The organism is Aliamphritea hakodatensis (genome assembly GCF_024347195.1).
Taxonomy (GTDB): domain Bacteria; phylum Pseudomonadota; class Gammaproteobacteria; order Pseudomonadales; family Balneatricaceae; genus Amphritea; species Amphritea hakodatensis.
Genome location: NZ_AP025281.1, coordinates 1,400,122 through 1,422,506 on the forward strand (window position 1 = coordinate 1,400,122; position 22,385 = coordinate 1,422,506).

At 51.8% G+C, this 22,385-nt stretch carries 24 protein-coding genes and 1 other RNA gene; 15 read left to right on the forward strand and 10 right to left on the reverse strand.

Annotated features, from left to right (window positions below):
- Positions 1–57: 57 nt before the first annotated feature.
- The 6 genes from PCI15_RS06360 to PCI15_RS06385 all read right to left on the reverse strand — a co-directional run bounded on the left by PCI15_RS06360 (position 58) and on the right by PCI15_RS06385 (position 5,967).
- Complete coding sequence (locus PCI15_RS06360) at positions 58–1,428, reverse strand: phosphohexomutase domain-containing protein (RefSeq protein WP_271273501.1); 1,371 nt, start codon at positions 1,426–1,428, stop codon at positions 58–60.
- Positions 1,429–1,441: 13 nt separating this feature from the next.
- Entirely contained in the window at positions 1,442–1,807 is a 366-nt protein-coding gene (locus PCI15_RS06365) for a VanZ family protein (protein WP_271273502.1), read from the reverse strand.
- Positions 1,807–3,081 carry a nucleotide sugar dehydrogenase gene (locus PCI15_RS06370; protein WP_271273503.1) on the reverse strand — a complete coding sequence of 425 codons (1,275 nt, stop codon included), beginning with the start codon at positions 3,079–3,081 and terminating at the stop codon, positions 1,807–1,809. Before PCI15_RS06370 ends, PCI15_RS06365 begins: the two co-directional genes overlap by 1 nt.
- 6 nt (positions 3,082–3,087) lie before the next feature.
- Positions 3,088–4,734 (reverse strand): glucose-6-phosphate isomerase, encoded by a 1,647-nt coding sequence (gene pgi / locus PCI15_RS06375; protein ID WP_271274591.1) that lies wholly within the window; start codon positions 4,732–4,734, stop codon positions 3,088–3,090.
- Between the two features lie 2 nt (positions 4,735–4,736).
- Complete coding sequence (gene galU, locus PCI15_RS06380; protein WP_271273504.1) at positions 4,737–5,624, reverse strand: UTP--glucose-1-phosphate uridylyltransferase GalU; 888 nt, start codon at positions 5,622–5,624, stop codon at positions 4,737–4,739.
- A 133-nt stretch (positions 5,625–5,757) separates the two neighbouring features.
- The gene (locus tag PCI15_RS06385; RefSeq protein ID WP_271273505.1) at positions 5,758–5,967 is read right to left on the reverse strand and encodes a hypothetical protein; all 210 of its coding nucleotides are present in this window, start codon (positions 5,965–5,967) and stop codon (positions 5,758–5,760) included.
- 281 nt (positions 5,968–6,248) lie between these two features.
- On the opposite strand from PCI15_RS06385, the gene moaB reads away from it, so the two are divergent.
- The 12 genes from moaB (at position 6,249) to PCI15_RS06445 (ending at position 15,355) form a co-directional block, all read left to right on the forward strand.
- On the forward strand, positions 6,249–6,800 hold the full coding sequence (gene moaB / locus PCI15_RS06390; RefSeq protein WP_271273506.1) for a molybdenum cofactor biosynthesis protein B: 552 nt from the start codon (positions 6,249–6,251) through the stop codon (positions 6,798–6,800).
- Complete coding sequence (locus PCI15_RS06395; RefSeq protein WP_271273507.1) at positions 6,797–8,032, forward strand: molybdopterin molybdotransferase MoeA; 1,236 nt, start codon at positions 6,797–6,799, stop codon at positions 8,030–8,032. The genes moaB and PCI15_RS06395 overlap by 4 nt, the downstream gene beginning before the upstream one ends.
- 46 nt (positions 8,033–8,078) lie before the next feature.
- Entirely contained in the window at positions 8,079–8,327 is a 249-nt protein-coding gene (locus PCI15_RS06400; RefSeq protein WP_271273508.1) for a MoaD/ThiS family protein, read from the forward strand.
- Between the two features lie 3 nt (positions 8,328–8,330).
- Positions 8,331–8,912, forward strand: a complete 582-nt coding sequence (mobA, locus tag PCI15_RS06405) for a molybdenum cofactor guanylyltransferase MobA (RefSeq protein WP_271273509.1) — start codon at positions 8,331–8,333, stop codon at positions 8,910–8,912.
- A 174-nt stretch (positions 8,913–9,086) separates the two neighbouring features.
- Entirely contained in the window at positions 9,087–10,196 is a 1,110-nt protein-coding gene (gene zapE / locus PCI15_RS06410) for a cell division protein ZapE (RefSeq protein ID WP_271273510.1), read from the forward strand.
- A 233-nt stretch (positions 10,197–10,429) separates the two neighbouring features.
- Positions 10,430–10,858: a 50S ribosomal protein L13 gene (gene rplM / locus PCI15_RS06415; RefSeq protein WP_271273511.1), complete on the forward strand. Its 429-nt coding sequence runs from the start codon at positions 10,430–10,432 to the stop codon at positions 10,856–10,858.
- A gap of 13 nt (positions 10,859–10,871) precedes the next feature.
- Positions 10,872–11,264: a 30S ribosomal protein S9 gene (rpsI, locus tag PCI15_RS06420; RefSeq protein WP_205658667.1), complete on the forward strand. Its 393-nt coding sequence runs from the start codon at positions 10,872–10,874 to the stop codon at positions 11,262–11,264.
- A 270-nt stretch (positions 11,265–11,534) separates the two neighbouring features.
- Positions 11,535–12,128 carry a ubiquinol-cytochrome c reductase iron-sulfur subunit gene (gene petA / locus PCI15_RS06425; RefSeq protein ID WP_271273512.1) on the forward strand — a complete coding sequence of 198 codons (594 nt, stop codon included), beginning with the start codon at positions 11,535–11,537 and terminating at the stop codon, positions 12,126–12,128.
- A complete protein-coding gene (locus PCI15_RS06430) occupies positions 12,128–13,375 on the forward strand; it encodes a cytochrome b (protein ID WP_271273513.1) in 1,248 nt (415 codons plus the stop codon). Before petA ends, PCI15_RS06430 begins: the two co-directional genes overlap by 1 nt.
- On the forward strand, positions 13,375–14,136 hold the full coding sequence (locus tag PCI15_RS06435; protein WP_271273514.1) for a cytochrome c1: 762 nt from the start codon (positions 13,375–13,377) through the stop codon (positions 14,134–14,136). Before PCI15_RS06430 ends, PCI15_RS06435 begins: the two co-directional genes overlap by 1 nt.
- 88 nt (positions 14,137–14,224) lie before the next feature.
- Positions 14,225–14,854, forward strand: coding sequence for a stringent starvation protein SspA (sspA, locus tag PCI15_RS06440; RefSeq protein WP_205658663.1), 630 nt, complete (start codon positions 14,225–14,227; stop codon positions 14,852–14,854).
- Positions 14,855–14,932: 78 nt separating this feature from the next.
- Positions 14,933–15,355: a ClpXP protease specificity-enhancing factor gene (locus tag PCI15_RS06445; RefSeq protein WP_271274592.1), complete on the forward strand. Its 423-nt coding sequence runs from the start codon at positions 14,933–14,935 to the stop codon at positions 15,353–15,355.
- Positions 15,356–15,399: 44 nt separating this feature from the next.
- On the opposite strand, the gene PCI15_RS06450 is transcribed toward PCI15_RS06445, so the two are convergent.
- Genes PCI15_RS06450 through PCI15_RS06465 form a run of 4 tightly spaced genes read right to left on the reverse strand, consistent with a single transcriptional unit; the run spans position 15,400 to position 18,818 of the window.
- Positions 15,400–15,978: a BON domain-containing protein gene (locus PCI15_RS06450; protein WP_271273515.1), complete on the reverse strand. Its 579-nt coding sequence runs from the start codon at positions 15,976–15,978 to the stop codon at positions 15,400–15,402.
- The gene (locus PCI15_RS06455; RefSeq protein ID WP_271273516.1) at positions 15,979–16,572 is read right to left on the reverse strand and encodes an SIS domain-containing protein; all 594 of its coding nucleotides are present in this window, start codon (positions 16,570–16,572) and stop codon (positions 15,979–15,981) included.
- Between the two features lie 39 nt (positions 16,573–16,611).
- Positions 16,612–16,986 (reverse strand): YraN family protein, encoded by a 375-nt coding sequence (locus PCI15_RS06460; protein ID WP_271273517.1) that lies wholly within the window; start codon positions 16,984–16,986, stop codon positions 16,612–16,614.
- Positions 16,987–17,003: 17 nt separating this feature from the next.
- Positions 17,004–18,818, reverse strand: a complete 1,815-nt coding sequence (locus PCI15_RS06465) for a penicillin-binding protein activator (RefSeq protein WP_271273518.1) — start codon at positions 18,816–18,818, stop codon at positions 17,004–17,006.
- A gap of 39 nt (positions 18,819–18,857) precedes the next feature.
- Between PCI15_RS06465 and rsmI the strand changes: the two genes are divergently transcribed.
- The 3 genes from rsmI to PCI15_RS06480 all read left to right on the forward strand — a co-directional run bounded on the left by rsmI (position 18,858) and on the right by PCI15_RS06480 (position 22,325).
- Positions 18,858–19,700 (forward strand): 16S rRNA (cytidine(1402)-2'-O)-methyltransferase, encoded by an 843-nt coding sequence (gene rsmI / locus PCI15_RS06470; RefSeq protein ID WP_271273519.1) that lies wholly within the window; start codon positions 18,858–18,860, stop codon positions 19,698–19,700.
- Between the two features lie 143 nt (positions 19,701–19,843).
- Positions 19,844–20,196, forward strand: an RNA gene (rnpB, locus tag PCI15_RS06475) — RNase P RNA component class A.
- A 368-nt stretch (positions 20,197–20,564) separates the two neighbouring features.
- Positions 20,565–22,325 carry a sensor domain-containing diguanylate cyclase gene (locus PCI15_RS06480; protein WP_271273520.1) on the forward strand — a complete coding sequence of 587 codons (1,761 nt, stop codon included), beginning with the start codon at positions 20,565–20,567 and terminating at the stop codon, positions 22,323–22,325.
- The last annotated feature ends 60 nt before the right edge of the window (positions 22,326–22,385 follow it).

Sequence of the window (22,385 nt, forward strand, 5' to 3'; positions counted from 1 at the left end):
CCGGGTAATAAAAAAGGCGCTGTTTAGCGCCTTTTTTGTATCTGCAGGAGAGTTGGTTTAACGGCGTAACAGGCTGAGCAGTTCAGCTGTTTTATCTTCCATCAGTGTCACATCCCCACGGGTTTCAACGTTAAGGCGCACCACCGGTTCAGTATTAGAGCTGCGCAGATTAAAGCGCCACTGGCCCATATCCAGGCTGATGCCGTCGGTGTGGTCAATGCTGACTGCGTCGTTCTGGTAGTGTTCAAGCACCCGCTGTATCGCGCTGGCCGGGTCTGCCAGTTTACTGTTGATCTCACCCGGCGACGGGTATTTGGCAATCCGGTCATCCACCAGTGCGGAAAGCGGTTGCTGTTTGTCGCTGATCAGTTCAGCAACCAGTAGCCAGGGTATCATTCCGCTGTCGCAGTAGAAGAAATCCCGGAAATAATGATGGGCACTCATTTCACCGCCGTATACGGCATCTTCTTCGCGCATGCGTTCCTTGATGAAGGCGTGCCCTGTTTTGCTCTGAATTGCCCGGCCACCACTGGCTTCAGCGATATCCAGTGTGTTCCAGATTAAGCGGGGGTCGTGGATGACTGCTTCGTCCGGGTGTTTGTTCAGGAAGGCTTCTGCCAGCAGGCCGACGATATAATATCCCTCGATAAAGCGGCCTTTTTCATCAAACAGGAAGCAGCGGTCAAAGTCGCCGTCCCACGCAATCCCCATGTCTGCCTTGTGCTCCAGGACGGCGGCAATGGTGTCGGCTCTGTTTTCCGGCAAAATGGGGTTGGGAATGCCATTAGGAAAGGTGCCGTCAGGCTGGTGGTGCAGCTTGATAAATTCTACCGGCACCTGCAGTTGTTTAAATGTGCGTTCCAGGGCATCAATGGCGGGACCGGCAACACCGTTACCGGCATTGACCACCAGGCGCAACGGTTTCAGTTTACTCAGGTCTGTATAGGTTTGCAGATGTTCAACGTAGGCGCCGCGGGTGTCGACCAGCTGATATCCGCCCCGGGCGGTGGGTTCCGGTTTGGGAAAGGTGTTTTCCCGGGTCAGGCGCTCAATGTCATTCAGGCCGGTGTCACCGCTGATGGGTTTGGAGCCTTTGCGTACCAGCTTCATGCCGTTGTAGTCTTCCGGGTTGTGGCTGGCGGTAACGACAATGCCGCCATCAGTGCCCAGATAAGCAGTTGCAAAGTAAATCTCTTCCGTGCCGCACAGGCCTATATCCAGTACATTCACACCTGAGTCCCGCAGGCCGTTGCTCAGGGCTTCTTTCAGTTCGCTGGTGGAAAGGCGCATATCGCCCCCCACAACAACAGTTTCAGGCTTCAGGAACTGTGCGTAAGCACGGCCTATCCGATAGGCAATATCGGTGTCCAGCTGGGTGCCGAGCTGGCCGCGAATATCATAAGCTTTGAAGCAGGCTAAAGGCGTCATATGGTATCCATAATCATTGGTGTTTTTTAGCGTTTGAAGAGTTGTGCATGCGGATAATGATTCCGGCGATCAGTATACCGGACAGGTTAGCAAACATATCCTGGAGTGAGAAATACCGGGCGGGCAGAAAACTTGCCTGGGCGTATTCAGAGCCGATCGCCAGTAAAATCAGTACCGCCGTAAACGCTTTAGTCAGGTTGGCAGGCAGCGCGTAATATCCGGAGAGGGCGACCAGCAGAAAGCCGGCAACGTGGCCGACCTTATCTGAATGCGGGAACAGTTCCTGAGGCGGTGTACTGCGGAACAGGCCTGCCAGAATGGCTGCGACGCTCAGGACAAAGACCAGTTGAGCAATGCTTCGGAGGTGTCTGGGCTGCATTAACGGCCGATGCCTGTGTAAGTGAATCCCTGATTCTGAAGCATTTCTTTATCGAAGATATTCCGGCCATCAATGATCAGCGGGGTGCGCATTTTTTCCAGCATCAGGTTGTAGTCCGGTGACCAGTATTCCTGCCATTCGGTGACAATCAGCAGGGCATCACTGTTTTCCAGTGCAGCGTAACGGTTATCGCAGAACCGGAGTGAGGGGGTGTTACCGAAATGTTCCCGGAGGTTTTGCAGGGCCTGAGGATCATGCAGTTTGACGGTAACCTGCTGAGCCAGCAGTGCTTCAATAATTTTCAGACTGGGGGCGTTATCTATGCTGGCGGTTTCCGGTTTAAAGGAGCCGCCCCATAACGTCACGGTTTTACCTTTCAGATCACACTGATAATGTTGCCATAACTTCCTGAACAGGAGCTCTTTCTGAACTTCGTTCTCTTTGATAACCGTTGCCAATAGCGACGGGTTACTCTTCTGCTCAAACAGCTCAGAAAACTTACGGGTGTACTCCTGAAAGTTCTGACCGCCAAATCCACAGCCAGGAGACATATAGTGATGACCGATACGGGGGTCTGCACCCATGCCCTGACGGATGACGTCAATATCAACGTTAATCTGGTCGGCCAGGTTGGCGAGTTCATTGATGTAGCCGATCCGGATGGCCAGCATGCCGGTAATAGCAAACTTGGTGAATTCGGCTTCTTTCGGGGCCATTACCTGAATGTTGTCGGCAGACTGGCTGAAAGGGCGCAGCAAAGCATTGGTCTGGAGAATGCTCCATTCCTGATCGGCGCCGATGATCAGTCGTTTCGGCGTTGCAAAATCATTAATGGCATTACCTTCCTGAATCAGATCCGGCAGATAAATCGCATCATGCTGTTCTGACCGGGTGAGAATATTTTGCAGCTTTTGAGTTGCACCGACACCAAAGTTTGACTGATTGACGATTAAACGCTGCGTGTTGGCTTCCCGGGTTTCCTGTCTGACGATTTTCTCGGCAAGGCTGATCTCATCTGCGTTCAGTGCGAGCCAGTGCACCGTGGTATCGGCGTCGCTTTGCGAGCCACGAATCAGCCGGCCTGAGCGGATTTGTTGCTCAGCAAGCTCAAGTAAACCCGGTTCATTTACCAGTACCCGAATTGCCGCCAGGGGAGGGGGCTGACTGTTGTCACCGCCGGCATGCTCGATAATGGTTACTTCGTTGCCACTGCGGGCAAGGCAGGCTGCGGCCACCCAGGATGTCAGTTCTTTTCCGTAGACTGTGATTTTCATGCTGAATTATCCGTCGTTTGTATGCCGGGTGCCGGTATTTGACTGAATGAAGTCAATCAGGCCTGCTGTGGAGCTGTCCAGTGCGGAGGTGTCGTCATCGTCGAACTGGGAGAGCAGTTCCGTGGCAATCACCTTACCCAGTTCAACCCCCCACTGGTCAAATGGATTAATATTCCAGATGACAGATTGAACGAATACCTTGTGTTCATACAGGGCGATGAGCTCCCCGAGGGTTTCCGGATTAAGGCTTTTCAGCATAATGGTGCTTGAGGGCTGGTTGCCCTGATAGCGCTTGTGTGCCGGTGCCTGCTCGGCCGCGTCGAGTATACTGTCCCCCAGGGCTAACAAACGGGACTGTGCCAGACAATTAGCAAGGGCCAACTGATGCTGTTGCTGTAATTCTGTGCTGGCATGCTGATAGCGCTGCGCCGGGACGATAAAGTCACACATGACTGCTTCTGTGCCCTGGTGCAGTAACTGATAAAACGCATGCTGTGCGTTTGAGCCTATTTCACCCCACAAAATCGGACAGGTACGGTAATCTGTTACCTGACCGTCCAGGCTGACGTTCTTGCCATTGCTTTCCATTTCCAGCTGTTCAAGGTAGGCCGGCAGGTGCGACAGGCGACCGTCATAAGGCAGGATGGCGTGAGCATGTATATCCAGAAAGTTAATGTTCCAGATGTCTGTCAGTGCCAGTAATACGGGCAGATTGTCAGAGAGCTCGGTTGTCCGGAAGTGTTCGTCCATTTGGTGGGCGCCGGCCAGTAACCGGTGGAAGTTTTCCATGCCAATGTGGAGTGCAATCGGAAAGCCGATCACGGACCATAATGAATAGCGGCCGCCGGTCCAGTCCCAGAAATGCAGCTGGTTGGCCAGAGGAATGCCCCAGCTTGCTGCTTTTTCCGCTTTGCTGGTGACGCCTATAAAGTGATGTTGATTGATAATCTCAGCAGGTGCGCCGCTGGCGTTGATCAGCCACTCCCGGGCGGTTTTGGCATTGGCGAGGGTGTCTATTGTAGAAAATGACTTGGACGAAATAATAAATAATGTAGAAGCCGGATCAAGCTGATGCAGCAGGCGTTCCAGCTGGCTGCCATCCATGGATGAAACGAAATGGATGTTCAGTTGCCGGGCTTCTTCGGGTACCCATTCAGAGAGTGCTTTGCAGCACATCAGCGGTCCCAGATCTGAGCCGCCAACACCGATGTTGACAACGTTTTGGATCGGACTGCCATCATAACCGCGCCACTGACGCCGGTGAATGCGCTTTACCAGCTGTTCCATTGCATCCAGTGAGTGGTGTACATCAGCGATGACATCTGTGTCACCGAGAGCCAGTGATTTATCCCGGGGCTGACGCAGGGCGCTGTGCAGTGCCGGGCGGTTTTCTGAAGGATTCAGAATGGCCCCGTCAAACATCGCTTGTATTTTGGTGGGCAGTTGTTGGGCTGTTGCCAGCCGGACCAGTAAATCAACCGTTGTTAGCTGAAAGCGCTGTTTTGACAGGTCCAGCAGTAAGTGTTCTGTCTGAAAGCTTAACTCAGAAAAGCGTGCCGGCTGTTGCGCAAACATATCTTTAATATGTGTTTGTTTTACCTGTTCGGCGTGTGTCTGCAAGGCTTGCCAGGCAGCGCTTGAGGTTATGCTCATCATTATTTATTCAGTTGGCCAATAAATGTCATCAGTTCTGCTGAGGTTTCCGGATGTTGCAGCCCGTAGGCAATATTTGCCTGTAAAAAACCTGTTTTGTTGCCGCAGTCATAGGTTTTTCCCTGCATCCTGTAGGCTTCCATGGTGGCTTCTTCCAGCAGGGCGTCCATGGCATCTGTCAGCTGAATTTCATTGCCGGCACCCGGTTTGGTGGTGGCAAGCAGCTCCATAATACGGGCCGGTAAAATATAGCGGCCAACAACCGCCAGGTCAGAAGGGGCTTCATCGGCGGCCGGTTTTTCTACAAAGCGTACTACCGGTGTAGACTGGCCTGCTTCCGGGGTGATCTGCTGGCAGTCGGCAATGCCGTACAGGCTGACTTTGTCTGCCGGCACGGTTTCAACCATAATCTGTGCCGCTTTACCTGCCTCAAAGGCTTTTATCATACAGGCAAGATCGTTTTCGGGCTGTGCAAAATTATTGACCAGAACGTCCGGCAGAATGACCGCGAAAGGTTCGTTGTTAATCATGCTGGCGGCGCACTGAACAGCGTGACCCAGGCCCAGTGCGCGGGACTGGCGGACTGACTGAATGGTGACGTCATCAGGGATAATATTGGAAATAGCGTCCAGCAGCGCGGTCTTATTTTTACGGCTGAGCTCGGCTTCAAGTTCGTAATGGCTGTCGAAATGATCTTCAATGGCCGATTTGCCTGCGCGGGTGACGAGAATGATCTCTTTGATGCCGGCGGCGACCGCTTCTTCGACAACATGCTGGATGACCGGCTTGTCCACAACTGGCAGCATTTCTTTAGGAATTGCTTTGGAGGCGGGCAGTACCCGGGTGCCGAGGCCGGCAACCGGGATGATAGCTTTTCGGACAGTTGTCATGATGTGAGTAGCTCTCAGTTAACAGGTGTTGATACAGCGGTGTTGCTGGCCGGTGAAGTCATCGCCGGCATTTTGCAAACATTATATAAGCGCAAGTATATCGGTTTAGTTTTGGTGACCATAGGCCCTTTTTTCAAACGGCGCTTTTTAAATCGCGTCTGGGCGCGGGGGGGACTTCTTTGTCGGATTGTTCTTTATCCGCCAGTGTCATCAGAATGGGTCTGTAGGTTTGCTGGTCGCTGGCGAGTAGCTCCCGTTCAATGTCCCGGGCAATGCGGGAAAGCAGGCGTTCGATGTTCTCAAGTTCCTGTGTATGGCGGTTAGCCTGTATACGGGATGTCATTGCGGTTACCTCCGTGTATTTGTTTTCTCTTCCCTTCTGGCGGGGAAGGCCTTTCCATAGGCAAATTTGTAGCACAAATATTCTAGCAGATTGCCCGGATCTTTGCCGTTGCTTATAGCGGCCCCGCGAGAGTGCTAAAGTTTACTGTTGTGCGGCAGTGAAAAAATTAACTTAGGTCAGTGGATTGGCATTCCCTGTATAGGATTGCGAAATAAAGCTTGCCTGGATGGCAGGCATACAATAATTTAGCCGGGCTTTTAATTCAGATCGGAGATTTAGTCATGGGTCATGCTAAGCAAGGCGTTCCGTTTCAGCCTTTAAATATTGCGGTTTTAACTGTATCTGACACCCGTACCCCGGAAAATGATACTTCCGGTGATGCTTTGGTTGCCGGGCTGACAGAGGCTGGTCATCAGTTGGCGACCCGTACGATCTGTATTGATGATGTCTATAAGTTAAGGGCGGTGGCTTCGTCCTGGATTGCAGATGATAATATTCATGCAATTCTGGTAACCGGCGGCACAGGCTTTACTCTGAGAGATTCAACGCCTGAGGCAATGAAACCGCTGTTTGATAAGCATGTTGAAGGCTTTGGTGAGTTGTTCCGGCAGATTTCTTATCAGGAAATTGGTACCTCTACTGTTCAGTCCCGCGCCTTTGCCGGTATTGCTAACCGTACGGTCATTTTCTGTATGCCGGGATCAACCGGTGCCTGTAAAACAGCCTGGAATAATATTATCCGTGAACAGGTGGATGCCCGTCACCGTCCCTGTAATTTTGTCGAGATGGTCATGACCGGGCCGGTGGACACTGCCTGTGGGAGCCGGGGATGAGCAGTTGCGGATGTGACTCTCAGCAACAGGCATTAATGCCTGTGGCTGATGCGCTCAGTGCTATGCTCGATCTGGCCAGAGTGAGCGAGAAGTGTACTGAGGTGGCCACTGAGGATGCCCTGGGAATGGTGCTGGCGGAAGATGTCTATTCTTCCGTAGACGTGCCGCCTCAGGATAACAGCGCAATGGACGGTTACGCGCTGTCTGCTGCGGACCTCAGTGCCGGCAAGCGGCTGTATATTTCTCAGCGTATTCCGGCGGGAACAGCGCCGCAACCGCTGGACGCGGGGACGGCGGCACGTATCTTTACGGGTTCAGAAATTCCTCCGGGCGCTGATGCGGTAGAAATGCAGGAAAACACCGTCAGCGGTGAAGATGAAAAAGGTGCCTGGGTTGAATTCAGCCGGCCGGTTAAGTCCGGTGCGAATGTGCGTCCGAAAGGGCAGGATATTGCTGCCGGTCAGGTAGTGATGCAATCCGGTGTGCGTTTGCTGGCTGCTCATCTGGGGGTGCTGGCATCTGTGGGCGTTGCCCGGGTTAAGGTGCGCCAGCCGCTGACGGTTGCGATTCTGACCACGGGTGATGAACTGGTTATGCCGGGTAATCCTTTGCAGCCGGGGCAAATTTATAATTCTAATCTGTTTACCCTTAAAGGTCTGCTACAGGGGCTTGGGCTTAATGTGCTTGACCTTGGTACAGTGGATGACACCTTTGAAGCGACAGAAGAGTCCTTGCTAAAAGCGGCCGAACAGGCTGACTGTATCATCAGCAGTGGCGGTGTTTCGGTTGGCGAAGAAGATCATGTTAAAGCTGCAGTGGAAAAGCTGGGTAAGCTGAATCTTTGGAAAATGGCGATCAAGCCCGGAAAGCCACTGGCGTTTGGCGAGGTTAGCGGTACGCCGTTTATCGGCCTGCCGGGTAATCCGGCGTCGGTATTTGTTACCTTCGCAATTTTAGTCCGGCCTTATTTGCTGAAGTCCCAGGGGGCTGGCGAATATATGCCGCAGGTATTCAGGGTTCCGGCGGGCTTTAGCCGGACTAAAGCCATTTCACGTCAGGAATATCTGCGCGTGGAGCTTGAGGCGGGTAAGGCGTGTATGAGCAGGGATCAGAGCTCCGGTATTCTGAGTTCAGCCGCCAGTGCGGCGGGCTTCCTGGTGGTGCCGTGTGACACTCAGGTTGCAGAAGGTCAGCTTTATGACTTTATTCCTCTGAGCGAAGTGTTGAATTAGGTAGTATATTTCGGGTTAACCGTCGAAATAATAGTTGGATAACTGAATGATCAATGTGCTGTTTTTTGCTTCTATCCGTGAAACTCTTGGGGTTGAGCGTACAGAAGTGACCTGTGATGACGCGTGTTCTGTTGCTGATGTAGTCCTGTTACTGCGTCAGCGTGGCGATGTCTGGGATGAGGTTCTGAATAATGCGGATCTGTTGTGCTCCGTAAATCAGGAACTGGTGTCACTGGATACCAAGCTGAGTGAGGGTGACGAGCTGGGGTTGTTTCCTCCGGTAACAGGCGGTTAAGTCATGGCTGAGTTATCATCGCCGGATGTTACCGGGCTGGTACTGGCCGGTGGGCAGGGTCAGCGCATGGGTGGGCAGGACAAAGGCTGGGTAGAGTTCCGCCAGCGTCCGATGGTTGAATATGCGGTACAGTTGCTGCGCCCGGAGGTTTCAACGCTGTTGATTAGCTGTAACAGAAATATCCCGCGTTACTCGGAGCTGGCGGATCTGACCGTTGCTGATGAGCTGGCAGACTTTCAGGGCCCGTTAGCGGGAATCCAGGCGGCTTTGCGGGTCTGTAACACGGATGATCTGCTGGTGGTGCCCTGCGATACACCGTTACTGAGTGAACAGATTGTTGGCCGGTTGCTGGCTGCGGCACAGAAACATCCGGGACATATCTGTGTCTTGTCTGAAGCAGACTGGTGGCACCCTCTGCATGCGGTTATTCCCACTAAGTTTGCTGATTCACTGGATAACTGGCTGAAAGAAGGGCGTCGTGGGGTTCAGGGCTGGATGCGTAAGCACCCTTTTGTCGAGGTGGATGTCAGTGATCTGGCTGCGCAGCTGCAGAATCTGAATTCGCCGGATGAGTTACAGCAGTAAAGGCATATTGATTACAGAGCCGGGTTATTCAGCCCGGCTTTTTTGTGTCCGGTGTTTTGTTAGCGGATGCTGTGAGCATCTTTAGTATCAGGGGCGTTTATGTTGCGTTGCAATGTCAGCGGTGTCTATGTAGAGTCCCCCGCAGATTAATAAAACTGATAATTTGGAAGTGTTATGACCCCCTTGGAGCGCTATCAGGCTGATTTGAAGCGGGAAGGTTTTAGTTACGATCCTGCCCAGGAAATGGCCGTTAAGCATTTGCAGCGGTTGTATGATGACATGGTGGCGGCGCAGCAGGAAAAACCAAAAGGTGGTTTGCTGCAGCGTCTGACCGGGCGGTTTAATAAGCAGCCCGTTGAGCCGGTGCAGGGGCTGTATTTCTGGGGCGGCGTGGGCCGGGGCAAAACCTATCTGATGGATACGTTTTTTGACAGCCTGCCTTTCGAAAACAAAGAGCGGACGCACTTTCACCGTTTTATGCAGCGGGTTCATAAAGAGCTGCGGTTACTTGACGGGACTCAGGATCCGCTGGTCACGATCGGCAAGAAGTTTGCGGCTGAGTTCCAGATTATTTGCTTTGATGAGTTTTTCGTCACGGATATCACCGACGCGATGATACTGGGCGGGTTATTGGAGCAGATGTTTGCCAATGGCGTGACGCTGGTGGCGACTTCAAACATTGTTCCGGATGGGTTGTATGAAAACGGCTTGCAGCGTGAGCGTTTCATTCCGGCCATTAAATTACTGAATAAGTACACCGATGTACTGAATGTTGACGGTGGGGTAGATTACCGCTTGCGTACGCTTGAGCAGGCGGAACTTTATCATTACCCGCTGGATGAAGCGGCAGATATCAGCCTGAATACCAGTTTTGAAAATCTGGCACCGGATCTGGAAGAGGTGGTGGAAGCCGAAGTACTGGAGATTAATGGCCGGGATATTAAATCGCGGCGCTGTTGTGAAGATGTTGTCTGGTTTGATTTTTCTGAGCTGTGTGAGGGGCCGCGCAGCCAGAATGACTATATTGAACTGGCGAAGATTTTCCATGCAGTGATGTTAAGTAACGTGCCGCAGTTAGGACGGGCCAATGATGATGCTGCACGTCGGTTTATTAATCTGGTCGATGAGTTTTACGACAGCGGGGTTAAGCTGATTATTTCCGCTGAAGTGTCCATACCTGAAATCTATACACAGGGCGGACTGGAGTTTGAAATTGCCCGTACCCAGAGCCGTTTGCTGGAGATGCAGTCTCATGAATATCTGGCCCGGGAGCATAAAGCCTGATTGCTTAAGAGGATAAATGGCAATTCGGTAAAATTAAGTGTTAAACAGGGTTGGTTTATGGGAACCGCTGCTTTATAATGCGCGCCTCTTGTTATGGGGTTCAGCTAAAAGCTGTTCAGAATAACAGGGTTATATGAAGTTGCCGGCGAAGCTCAGGCTGGCTGGCAACCAATAATTATAAGGTCGTCGGTCTTATGTAAATAAGATCAGACTGATGTAAAGGCGAAAATATCATGAGTACATTTAGCGCAAAGCCTGCAGAGGTAAAACGCGATTGGTATGTTGTAGACGCTGAGGGTAAAACCCTGGGTCGTCTGGCTACTGAAATTGCCCGCCGTCTGCGTGGCAAGCACAAACCTGAATACACCCCTCACGTTGACACCGGTGACTACATCGTTGTTGTTAACGCTGAAAAAGTTCACGTAACCGGTAACAAGCGTAAGGATAAAACTTACTACCGTCACACTGGTTACCCTGGCGGTCTGCGGGAAACTTCTTTCGAGAAGATGGTTGAAACTCACCCAACCCGTACTATCGAACTGGCCGTTAAAGGCATGCTGCCTAAAGGTCCCCTGGGTCGTGCTATGTACACTAAGATGAAAGTGTACGCTGGTGCAGAACATCCGCATGCGGCTCAACAGCCACAAGAACTGACTATCTAAGGGGCAGTTGAATATGTCTACTACTCAGTATTACGGCACTGGCCGTCGTAAATCTTCTACCGCTCGCGTATTCCTGCGTCCGGGTACTGGTAAGATCACTGTTAACCAGCGTACTCTGGAAGAGTACTTTGGTCGTGAAACTGCCCGTATGATCGTTAAGCAGCCTCTGGAACTGACTGACAACGTTGAAAAATTCGACGTTTACGTAACAGTTAAAGGTGGTGGTAGCTTCGGTCAGGCCGGTGCTATCCGTCACGGTGTTACCCGTGCACTGATGGATTACGATGAAACTCTGCGTCCAGAACTGCGTGCTGCCGGTTTCGTTACCCGCGATGCACGTGAAGTTGAGCGTAAGAAAGTGGGTCTGCGTAAAGCACGTAAGCGTCCACAGTTCTCCAAGCGTTAATATCGCTTCGATACGACTTTCGTATCATCCGGAAAACGCCCTGGCTCTTGCAGTCCGGGCGTTTTTTTGTGCCTGTTTTTCAATCCTTTGTGCAAGGTCAACTGTAGGGGTAAAAACGCCGTTTTACGGTGGAATTACCTTGTAAGAAGCAGGGATTTTCTTTAATATTTGGCGCATTTTAAAAATCCGTTAAATCGGTATTCATTACGAGCAACCGGGCGACTTCCGCATGAGCGGGGGAGAAAGGTTGAGTGAGGGGAGAAAGTCTTAATGAGTAATGACGGCGTGAATAAGGGACGGCGACGTCTCCTAGTCGGTGCCACCTCTGTTGTCGGAGCGGTGGGTGCTGTAGGAGCTGCTGTTCCGTTCGTGGCTTCATGGACGCCCAGTGCCAAAGCAAGAACGGCGGGGGCTCCAGTTAAAGTAGACGTCAGCAAGATCGAACCGGGCCAGCAGATTGTTGTCCAGTGGCGTGCCAAGCCGGTGTGGATTGTAAGTCGTGGTGCGAAGGCGCTTGAGGACCTGGCTACGCTGGGTAACCTGACTGATCCTAACTCTGATGTGCCACAGCAGCCACCGTATATTCCACATACGCCTGCCCGTGCAATCCGTGAAGATCTGTCCGTGCTGGTAGGTATCTGTACGCACCTGGGCTGTTCACCGACATATCGTCCGGAAGTGGCACCTGCAGATCTGGGGCCTGACTGGGTAGGTGGTTTCTATTGCCCTTGTCACGGTTCCCGTTTTGATTTGTCTGGTCGCGTGTTTAACGCTTCTCCTGCACCAACCAATCTGGTTATTCCTCCTCATCATTATGAGAGTGACAACGCGTTAATCATTGGTATTGATCCGGAGACTGTGTAATGGCTGGCTCACGAAATAAAGGTAATCCAGGATTTATCGGCTGGATTGACGACCGTTTCCCATTGACTGCAATGTGGGATGATCACCTGGCGAAATACTACGCGCCGAAAAACTTTAACTTCTGGTATTTCTTCGGCTCTCTGGCCTTATTGGTTCTGGTTAACCAGCTGTTAACCGGTATCTGGCTGACAATGAGCTACACGCCAACGTCTGAAGGTGCCTTCGCATCGATCGAATACATCATGCGTGATGTTGAGTATGGCTGGTTGCTGCGTTATATGCACTCTACCGGCGCGTCAGCGTTCTTCGTGGTTGTTTACATGCACATGTTCCGTGGTCTGCTGTACGGTTCTTACCGTAAGCCGCGTGAGCTGGTGTGGATCTTCGGTATGGCGATCTACCTGGCGCTGATGGCAGAAGCTTTCATGGGCTACCTGCTGCCGTGGGGTCAGATGTCTTACTGGGGTGCACAGGTAATCGTATCTCTGTTCTCTGCAGTCCCTGTTATCGGGCCGGAGCTGTCGGAGTGGATCCGTGGTGACTATGTAATTTCCGGCATCACCCTGAACCGTTTCTTCTCATTGCACGTTGTTGCGCTGCCAATCGTCTTGCTGGGTCTGGTTGTTATGCACATCATCGCTCTGCACGAAGTGGGTTCTAACAACCCTGATGGTATTGAGATTAAAGATAAGAAAGATGAGAACGGTATCCCGCTGGACGGCATCCCATTCCATCCTTATTACTCTGTTAAAGATATCGTAGGTGTTGTGGTCTTCCTGTTTGTATTCTGCATGATCATCTTCTTCTTCCCGGAGATGGGCGGTTACTTCATTGAGAAGCCAAACTTTGAACCTGCTAACCCGCTGAAGACGCCTGAGCATATTGCACCGGTATGGTACTTCACACCGTTCTACGCAATGCTGCGTGCGATTCCGCCTATTGCCGGTTCGCAGTTCCCGGGTGTTGTTGTTATGGGTGGCGCGATTGCAATCCTGTTTGTTCTGCCGTGGCTCGACCGTAGCCCTGTTAAGTCTATGCGTTACAAAGGCTTGTGGAGCAAAATCTGGTTGGTAGTCTTCGCGATCAGCTTTGTTATTCTGGGTTACCTGGGTGTGGTTGCATCTTCTCCGGGCCGTACGCTGGCGGCGCAGATCTGTACAGGTCTGTACTTCGCGTACTTCTTCCTGATGCCGTTCTACACCAGAATGGAAAAGACTAAACCGGTACCGGAAAGGGTGACAGGCTAATGAAAAAGTTTTTTATCACATTGATGATGGTGCTGATGCCTGTTGCCGTGCAAGCGGCCGGTGCTAAGGTACCTCTGGACAATATCGACGTCGATCATACTGATAAGGCGTCACTGCAGCGCGGGATGGCTACCTTTGTAAACTATTGCATGGGTTGCCACTCTGCTAACTACCAGCGTTTTGAGCGTGCCGCCACTGATCTGGAAATCCCGGTAGAGATGGTTGAAGAAAACCTGATCTTCGGTAACCAGAAGGTGGGTGAGCAAATGACCATCGCGATGTCACCTGCTGATGCCGGTAACTGGTTTGGTGCACCGCCACCGGATCTGACACTTGAGTCGCGTCTGCGTGGCGAAGACTGGTTGTACACTTACCTGCGCAGCTTCTATAAGGATACTGAGCGTCCGTGGGGTGTAAACAACGTTGTCTTTAAAGACGTTGGTATGCCAAACGTGCTGGAAAGCCTGCAGGGTGTTCAGTCTAACCACTGTACGCCGGAAGAGCTGTTGCATCAGGAAAAGAAAATTGATCCGCTGACCGGTCTGGTTATGGGTGGTTGTCTGACCCAGAGCAAGAAAGGCACTCAGTCTGTAGAAGAGTTCGATAAGACCATCTACGACCTGGTTAACTTCATGTCTTACATGGGTAACCCTGTCATGCTGGAATCCAAGCGGATTGGTACCAATGTGCTGATCTTCCTGGCGATCTTCTTCGTATTTGCTTTCGCTCTGAAGAAAGAATACTGGCGCGACATTCACTAAAGCGTTTTAATAGTACGCTTTACGGATACGCGACCCTGTTGTGGGGTCGCGTATAGTTATTTTTAGGAATCAGGAAAAGGGTGATTTAATGGGCGTAGTGGCCAAGCGTTCTTCCATGACTTTTTATTCTAATGGTACAGACCATTACAGCCATCGTGTACGGATCGTGCTGGCAGAAAAAGGCGTGGCAGTCGAAATAAATGATTGTGATCCGAACAACTTGCCGGAAGATCTAGCATCATTGAATCCGTACAACAGCCTGCCAACTCTGCTGGACCGTGAGCTGGTGTTGTACGAGCCAAATGTGATGATGGAGTATCTGGATGAGCGTTTTCCGCATCCGCCGTTGCTGCCTGTATATCCTGTAGCGCGTGCAGAAAGCCGTCTGTTTATGTACCGCATTCAGCGTGACTGGTGCTCACAGGTAGATGTGATCCTGAACAGTGAAGATATGGACCAGGTTGATGCGGCGCGTCAGCAGCTGCGTGACAGCCTGGTGACGATCTCTCCGATCTTTGGTGAGAAAGACTTCTTCATGAGTGAAGAATTTACGCTGGTTGACTGCTGCATTGCTCCGCTGCTGTGGCGTCTGGAGATTCTGGGTGTTGAATTGCCGGAAGCTCAGTGCAAAGACTTACTGGAATACATGGAGCGCCTGTTTGAGCGTGAATCTTTCCAGTTGAGCCTTTCTGAAGAAGAGCGCGAAATGCGCGACTAAACTGCTAAGTATATCAAGAGGGATTATGCTTGAGCTTAATCCCTTTTTTTGTGCCTGATTACTGGTAAGAGTGAAATGATGAATCCAAGCAGACCTTATCTTGTACGTGCTTTACAGGAATGGATTTTAGATAACAGCTGTACCCCTCATCTGGCGGTGGATGCGCATATTCAGGGGGTCGTTGTGCCTACTCAGTTCGTGCAGGATGGCCAGATTGTTTTGAATATCTCGCCTTCAGCGGTACAGAATCTGTATATTGATGATGACGGTGTCAGTTTTAATGCCCGCTTCGGCGGTGTGCCAATGAATGTGTATGTGCCGATGGTAGCTATCATGGCTGTCTATGCCCGTGAGAACGGTCAGGGCATGGGCTTTGGTATGGAGCCGGGTGCAGAGCTTTATGAGCGGCAGGCGGCGGGAGAGGCTGATGCGCAGGCTGCTGAGCCAGTCGAAGAGGCTGAAGAAAAACCGAAGCGGCCGAGTCTGAAGGTCGTTAAATAAAAAAAGGCCGCATCAGCGGCCTTTTTTATGGTTCTTAATCAGTATCAGGCATTGTTGTCATCAACATATTCAAAGATCTTAATGATCTTCTGGATGCCGTTGACGCGGCGTACCAGATCAACCGCTTTGTCTGCTTCGTTACGGGTAACCAGGCCCATCAGATAAACAACGCCGTTTTCGGTAACTACTTTTATGCGGGTGGCATCCACTGCTTCATCGCCCAGCATGTTGGCTTTGATTTTCGCGGTAATGAATGCATCACTGGCACGGGTCAGTGCTGAAGTCGGGCTGGTCAGGGTCAGCTCATTATGGACCCGGCGAATTTTACGGATCTGACCGACGATCTGCTCGGCTTCCAGTTTGCTGCGCTCAGAAGCCACCTGGCCGCTGAGTAAGACAATGCCGTTGAAGCTGGTGACGCTGACATTGCTCTGTTGCAGTTCCTGTGAACCTTTGCTGATGTTCACCAGCGCTTTAACTTCAATCAGTTCATCATCTATATAGCTGCCGGTGGTGCGGTTGCCGACATCCTCCTGGACGGGTTCTTCCCGCGCTGCGCCGATAAGGTTGGCGCAACCGCTGAGAATGGCACTGGATAAAATCAGGGCGATGACTCGTTTCATTTATTCTTCTCCGCCGAATAGCTGGTAATCAATAAGGTCACATAAAGCGTGTAACACCAGCAGATGGGCGCCGTAAATCAGGCTGTAATCATCTGCCGGAATGCAAAACTCTACTTCATCAGGAAGTAATAGAGACTGGATGTTGTCATTAGTTCCACCGGTCAGGGCAATCACCAGCATCTCACGGTCATGGGCTGCCTGGATCGCCTGTACAAGGTTCTGGGAGCGTCCGTCTGAAGAAGCGATGATCAGCAGGTCACCGGGTTGTCCGAGTGCGCGGATTTGCTTCGAAAAAATATCATTATAGTGACCGTTATCACTGATGCCGGTTATGGCGCTGCCGTCACTGGAAAGGTTGATGGCAGGAAGGCCCGGGCGTTCATGGCGGAACTGGTTAATAAGCAGTGCGCTGAAATGCTGAGTCAGGGCAGCTGAACCACCGTTACCGCAACACAGAATTTTATTTTCAGAAATCAGGCAGTTAAGAAGGAGTTCGCCGGCATGCGCAATCAGAGGCGTGTATTCTTCGATGGTTTGAGCATTAACTTCCATAGTGTTATGAAATAGGTTAATGACGCGATCTTGAAGTACCATCGGGGCTCCTGTGTGGAAAAATGCCTCGTTTTCACGAGCTTACAATCTGAAGGCGTCTTTATACCATATGGGCGGGGAATCGCCACCCCCGTGCGCCTTTATGCTGCCTTCAAAGGCAATAACATCAAAGCGGCAGTTAAGCTTACCGTATTCGGGGTGCTGACTGAGAAAAAATTCAGCACTGCGAATAATTTTTTGCTGTTTGCGCCGGTCTACTGAGGCGCTGGCACCGCCCCAGCCCTGATGAAGGCGTTTTCTGACTTCGATGAATACCAGGCCTGAGCTGTCCAGCATAATCAGATCGATTTCACCGAAACGGCAGTGAAAATTACGGCAGACCAGGGTGAGTTTCTGTGTGCGCAGAAAGCGTTCTGCGGTTTGCTCGGCGTCCCTGCCGAGTTGTTGTCTGTCCATGACATCTCATCCTGAAATTATGGGATTAGCTGTGGTTGTCCATCCTGAAAGACTGCCCAGTCCAGTTCCCGTTGCACGTGGTTGTTATGCTGAATGGACAGGCTACCGGTCTCACCGTTTATCCTGGCAGAAGGCGATGCCGCCAACTGATTCAGGTAGGGGTACAGCTGGTACGCATCCAGCCCCAGTGCATACAGGCGTCCGAACCGGGAGTCGGTGTTTTTACCCTGTTGCGCCAGCCGGATGTGATTGTCTGATGGCGGGCGCAACAGCCATGGGCTGCCGGTGAACAGGATGTTATTCAGATCCTGATCGCTGATCGGGTTGGGCCGGCCGGAGTAAATGTTAGATGTGGCATATACCGGTATATTTCCAGCGTAGAAAAAGGCCAGTGTTGGTTTAATCTGACGGGCGGCTTGCGGCAGCGCGCCCAGGAAAATGGCGTCTACGTCCTGACGGCGACGGTCTTCGGTTTCAAATCCGGGGCCGATAATCTGGCGGAGCAGGTTGCTGCGTTCTTCGCTTTCATTAATGGCCAGTAAATCGGTTACTTTGGCTGAGTAGTCGTCTTTGTTGGCGTATTCAACCGTGTCGAGCACGCGTCCGCCCAGCCCACTGAATGCCTCTGTAAAGGCGGCGGTGGCCCGCTTACCCCATTCAGATTCAAGTGTCATTATCAGGGCGGTACGCTGACCATCGTTCCAGGCACGGCGTGCGGCCTGAATGGCTTCATCTTCAATGGCCAGGCCAAACTGATAGATGTTTGCCGCTGCGCTGTCTGCTACCACGTTCAGGGTCAGCGTCGGAATCGGGGCGTTGCCGGATGTGACAAGGTCGCTGACCAGCTGTTTTTCCAGCGGGCCGATAATCAGGTCAACGCCTTTTTCAGCAGCCACCAGATAAAGCGCTTCCGGGCTGGTGATCTGGCTGGAATCCAGAATGGTGATCTGAGAGGTCTTTTTGCCTTGCTGGGCCGCCTGATAATGGGCTGCCATGAAACCGGTCATAATGGCTTCAGCAGGTTTTTGCAGCTTGCCGCTCAGCGGCAGTACCAGGGCAATATGATCGCTGACAATCAGTTGATTGTTTGCCAGTGCGTTCAGGTTTTCCGGTGCTGCGGTGTTAGCCGGGTGGGATTGCCACAGGGTTTGCCATTGCTGCAGGTTGTTGGTCTGCGTGGCGAGGTCGGTTGCGGATCTTACCGCCAAAGCCAGTTCATACCAGCCCTGTTCTGTGTAGCTGTTGTCGGTGGCCAGTGCGACTTGCTGCAGGGTTTGCAGATCCAGTGCCATCAGTGCAGCCCAGATGCTGTCGTGCAGAGCGGCTTTGTCTTCTTCCAGCCCGAACCGTCCCAGGCGGATCAGCTGTTGCGCCTGACGTAGCTGGTTGTTCTCCAGGCCGTATGCTTCTGCCGCCATCTGACCAACCTGATATTTCTGATCTGGCTGGAGTCGCGGGTCGTCGGTTGGCAGCTGTTCAAGATAACGCAGCGCTGTGGCGCCATCTTGCTGGTCCAGCGCTGCCTGGGCGCGCAGAGACGCGATATCAAATTTGAGTGTCGGGCTCAGCAGGCGCAGATCGATCCCGTCGATCAGGTTTACCGCTTCATCACGGCGGTTGGCGGCAATCAGGATTCTTGCGGCTTCAGCTTTCAGCCGGGCCTGCTCGATAGGGGCGGCCTGATCAGCCTGAAGCAGCAGCTTACTGACTTGCTGTTCGGTTGTTTCAACGACTTGGGGGGTGCCGGTTGTGATGGGGCTGGTACCGCAGCCGCCCAGTAATAGTGTTGCGCTGGTTGTTACGATTAGAGACAGACGGATTGCAAACGTCATATACTTTCACACCCTGAATAATTAATAGTCCAGAAACACATGTCTGAATCAGCGTTATATATAGTCGCGACCCCGATCGGTAATCTTGAAGATTTTACTCCCCGGGGGATCAAAACACTAAGTTCAGTCGCGTTAATCGCGGCTGAAGATACCCGACACAGTGCCAGGCTTCTGGCACATTTTAATATTAAAACGCCGATGATAGCAGTTCATGATCATAATGAACGCCAGCAGGGTCAAAAAATTATTAATTCTCTGGCGCAGGGCGAGAGCGTTGCGCTGATCTCGGATGCCGGCACGCCGCTGATATCTGATCCGGGTTTTGTACTGGTGCGGGAGGTCAGGGCGGCAGGCTACAGGGTTGTTCCCGTACCGGGGTGCTGTGCAATGGTGGCGGCGCTGAGTGCAGCGGGCATTGCTTCCGACCGTTTTGCCTTTGAAGGCTTTGTGCCTGCCAAATCGCAGCAGCGTTTAAATTATTATGAGAACTTAGCGGCTGAATCCCGCAGTCTGATTTTTTATGAGTCACCTCACCGGATTGAAGCAAGTCTGGAAGCGATTGTGAGTGCTTTCGGGGCCGACCGGCCCGTCGTGATTGCCCGTGAACTGACAAAAACTTTTGAGACGTTTTTGTCCGGTTCTGCTGAAGACGTGTTACAGCAGGTTCAGGCGGATCATAACCAGCGTAAAGGTGAGTTTGTTGTCATCGTACAGGGGGCTCCGCAGGCGGATGCCGGTTTACTGGATGCCGAAGCGACCCGGGTATTGGATATCCTGCTTGAGGAACTGTCGGTTAAGCAGGCTTCGGCACTGGCGGCCAAAATTACCGGCGTTAAGAAGAAGGTGCTGTATCAGGCGGCTCTGGAGAAAAAAGAAGGCTGACGGCCTGCAGCGTCGCTGATTGTTGATGTTTCCCTGCCTGAATATCAACTTCCCGCGGGGCGGTGAAGCTGTTTAAGGCGGATGCACTGACAAAGTGTTTAATTTCCTTGTATCTGAGGTTTTTCTTGGTATCCTTGCCGCCGAGAGTTCACCAGACAATCGTCGCTGGCATTTGCCAGGGGAGGAAAGTCCGGGCTCCATAGGATAGGGTGCCAGGTAACGCCTGGGGGGCGAAAGCCTACGGAAAGTGCAGCAGAGAGCAGACCGCCTAAGCTCAGCAATGAGCCGGTAAGGGTGAAAGGGTGCGGTAAGAGCGCACCGCGTGGGTGGTAACACATCACGGCATGGTAAACCCCACTCGGAGCAAGACCAAATAGGAATCCTTTAAGGTGTGATCCGCACTGGATTCGGGTAGGTCGCTTGAGGCCTGTGGCGACGCAGGTCCTAGATGAATGATTGTCCACGACAGAACCCGGCTTATCGGTGAACTCTTACATTCTTACAGTATTTTCAGTGTATTTTCCGGTCTCGGTGATACGCTGAAAATATCTTTTCTGCCTGTTCGGGCATGCGTCTTATCTTATTTTTTACTATCGGTATGCTGTTCTTTGCCTGCGGTTTTACAGGCTGTTAGCCGGAGCGTCGGTGCGGCCCCTGCATTGTGCGCTTAAGGTGCGTGTGTCGCCTTGCAAAGTAAGGCGCCTGTTGCTCTGGGTTTGAGTATTGTCAGCGACTGTCACCATTTTAGGGGTTCATGTCTTTTCGTGCTGCAGATTATCCGCCTGTCGTGACTATACTGATCTTTTGTCAGGATTATCCCAAGTTGTTGATTTGTATTTAAATCAATGTGGGGCAGGAGGCGTAATGAAGATACAGCAGAAGATAGTGGTAATACCGCTGATGGTAATGCTGCTGGTGAGTACATTTACCATCATAACCATTGAGCGTTATCTGCAGTCTCACCTGATTGACCTAAATAAAAAAGAACTGTATTTGCTGGCGACAGCGTCACTTGAGTCGGTTAAAACGCTGGAATCTCTGGAGGCCGAATCGGAAATGCATTCGGATACCCGGGTAACAGAACATGAGGGCTCTCATGTTAGCGGGCATACAGAAGAACATATTATTCTTGCGTTTCAGCGTCTGGCAGAAAACTTTGCGCATGCAGGGGATTTTCGGGTTACGTATATTGATGCTAACGGAAAAGTTCTCGGTGATTCGGATATAACGTACGACCAGTTAAGTTACGTCGAAAATCATGCAGACCGGCCTGAAATTAAAACAGCACTGCAAGACGGTAAGGGAATCTCCGGGCGGTATAGCAGGACCCTGGATACGAATATGCTTTACGTGGCCGTGCGCTCCAATGAAGCGCACTATACCGATAAAAATTCACATCTTGCCCATCCGATTATTTCCCGGGTTGCCCGGTCGCAAGAGTCTGTTGAAGATGCCTTGCATGAACTCCGGGAGACCTTGGTATTCACCGGCGGAGTAAGCCTGATTGCTGTTCTGATTCTGGGTGTGCTAGCCGCCCGGGTGATGAACAAAGCTGTTCAGGCAGAGCATCATTTGCTGGAAAAACGGGTGGATGACCGGACCGCTGAAATTAAAATGTTACAAACTCTGGGGGGGTTGCTGAACGCTTGTACAACGCTGGAAGAGGCCGGGGAGGTGATGACCAGTGTTATCCCCAGGTTATTGCCTGAATTCCGGGGCAGTATTTCGATTATCAAGTCTTCCCGTAACCGGCTGGACCGGATTACGGAATGGGGCGGCGAATGGCCCGGGGCAGAACGCTTTGCACCTGGTGAGTGCTGGGCGCTTCGTAAAGGTCATCAGCATTTTTCAGTGGAACACGGGATAGAAACTTACTGTCGTCACTGGGTGGATACCCCTGAGGAGCAACAGAGTCTGTGTGTTCCGCTCCTGGCGCAGGGGGAAACTATCGGTATTCTGCATTTTGTCATGTCTCTGGATACCGATACAGAGCATTATCAGGGAATGTGGAGTGCGATATCAGAGCAAATTGGCCTGACGCTGGCCAATATTCAGTTGCGTGACAGCCTGAGGGAGCAGGCGATCCGCGATCCGCTTACCGGGTTGTTCAACCGCCGTTATATGCTGGAGGCGTTGGATCAGGCTCATAGCAGGGCTGAGCGTACCGGCAGTGAAATAGCTGTCATGATGATCGACCTTGATCATTTTAAGCTTTTTAATGATAACTTTGGTCATGATGCCGGTGATCATGTCCTTAAGGCAGTGTCGCAGGCGTTAAAAGATTCTCTCCGGCAGGAGGATATTGCCTGTCGTTACGGTGGCGAGGAGTTCTGTATTGTATGTCCGTCTACCGGCGCACAGCAGGCAGAACAGATCGCGGCACGGATCTGCAAGGCTGTCAGGCAGCTTGAGCTGAGTATCAATCAGCTGTCACTGGGTACGGTGACAACCTCTGTTGGCATTGCGGTATACCCACAACATGCCGCATCAATGGACGATGCGATCAGGCTGGCAGACGAAGCCCTCTATATGGCGAAGCAAAATGGTCGCGACCGGGCCGAGGTGGCTGTGCTGAGTGGCACTGAGTGCCGTGAAAAGCTGACTGAGCCTGTGGAAAGTGTCTGATAAGCCTCAGTAATGGTTTTCAGGCATCAGGTGAATGGAGAGGGGATCTGTCTGATGAAA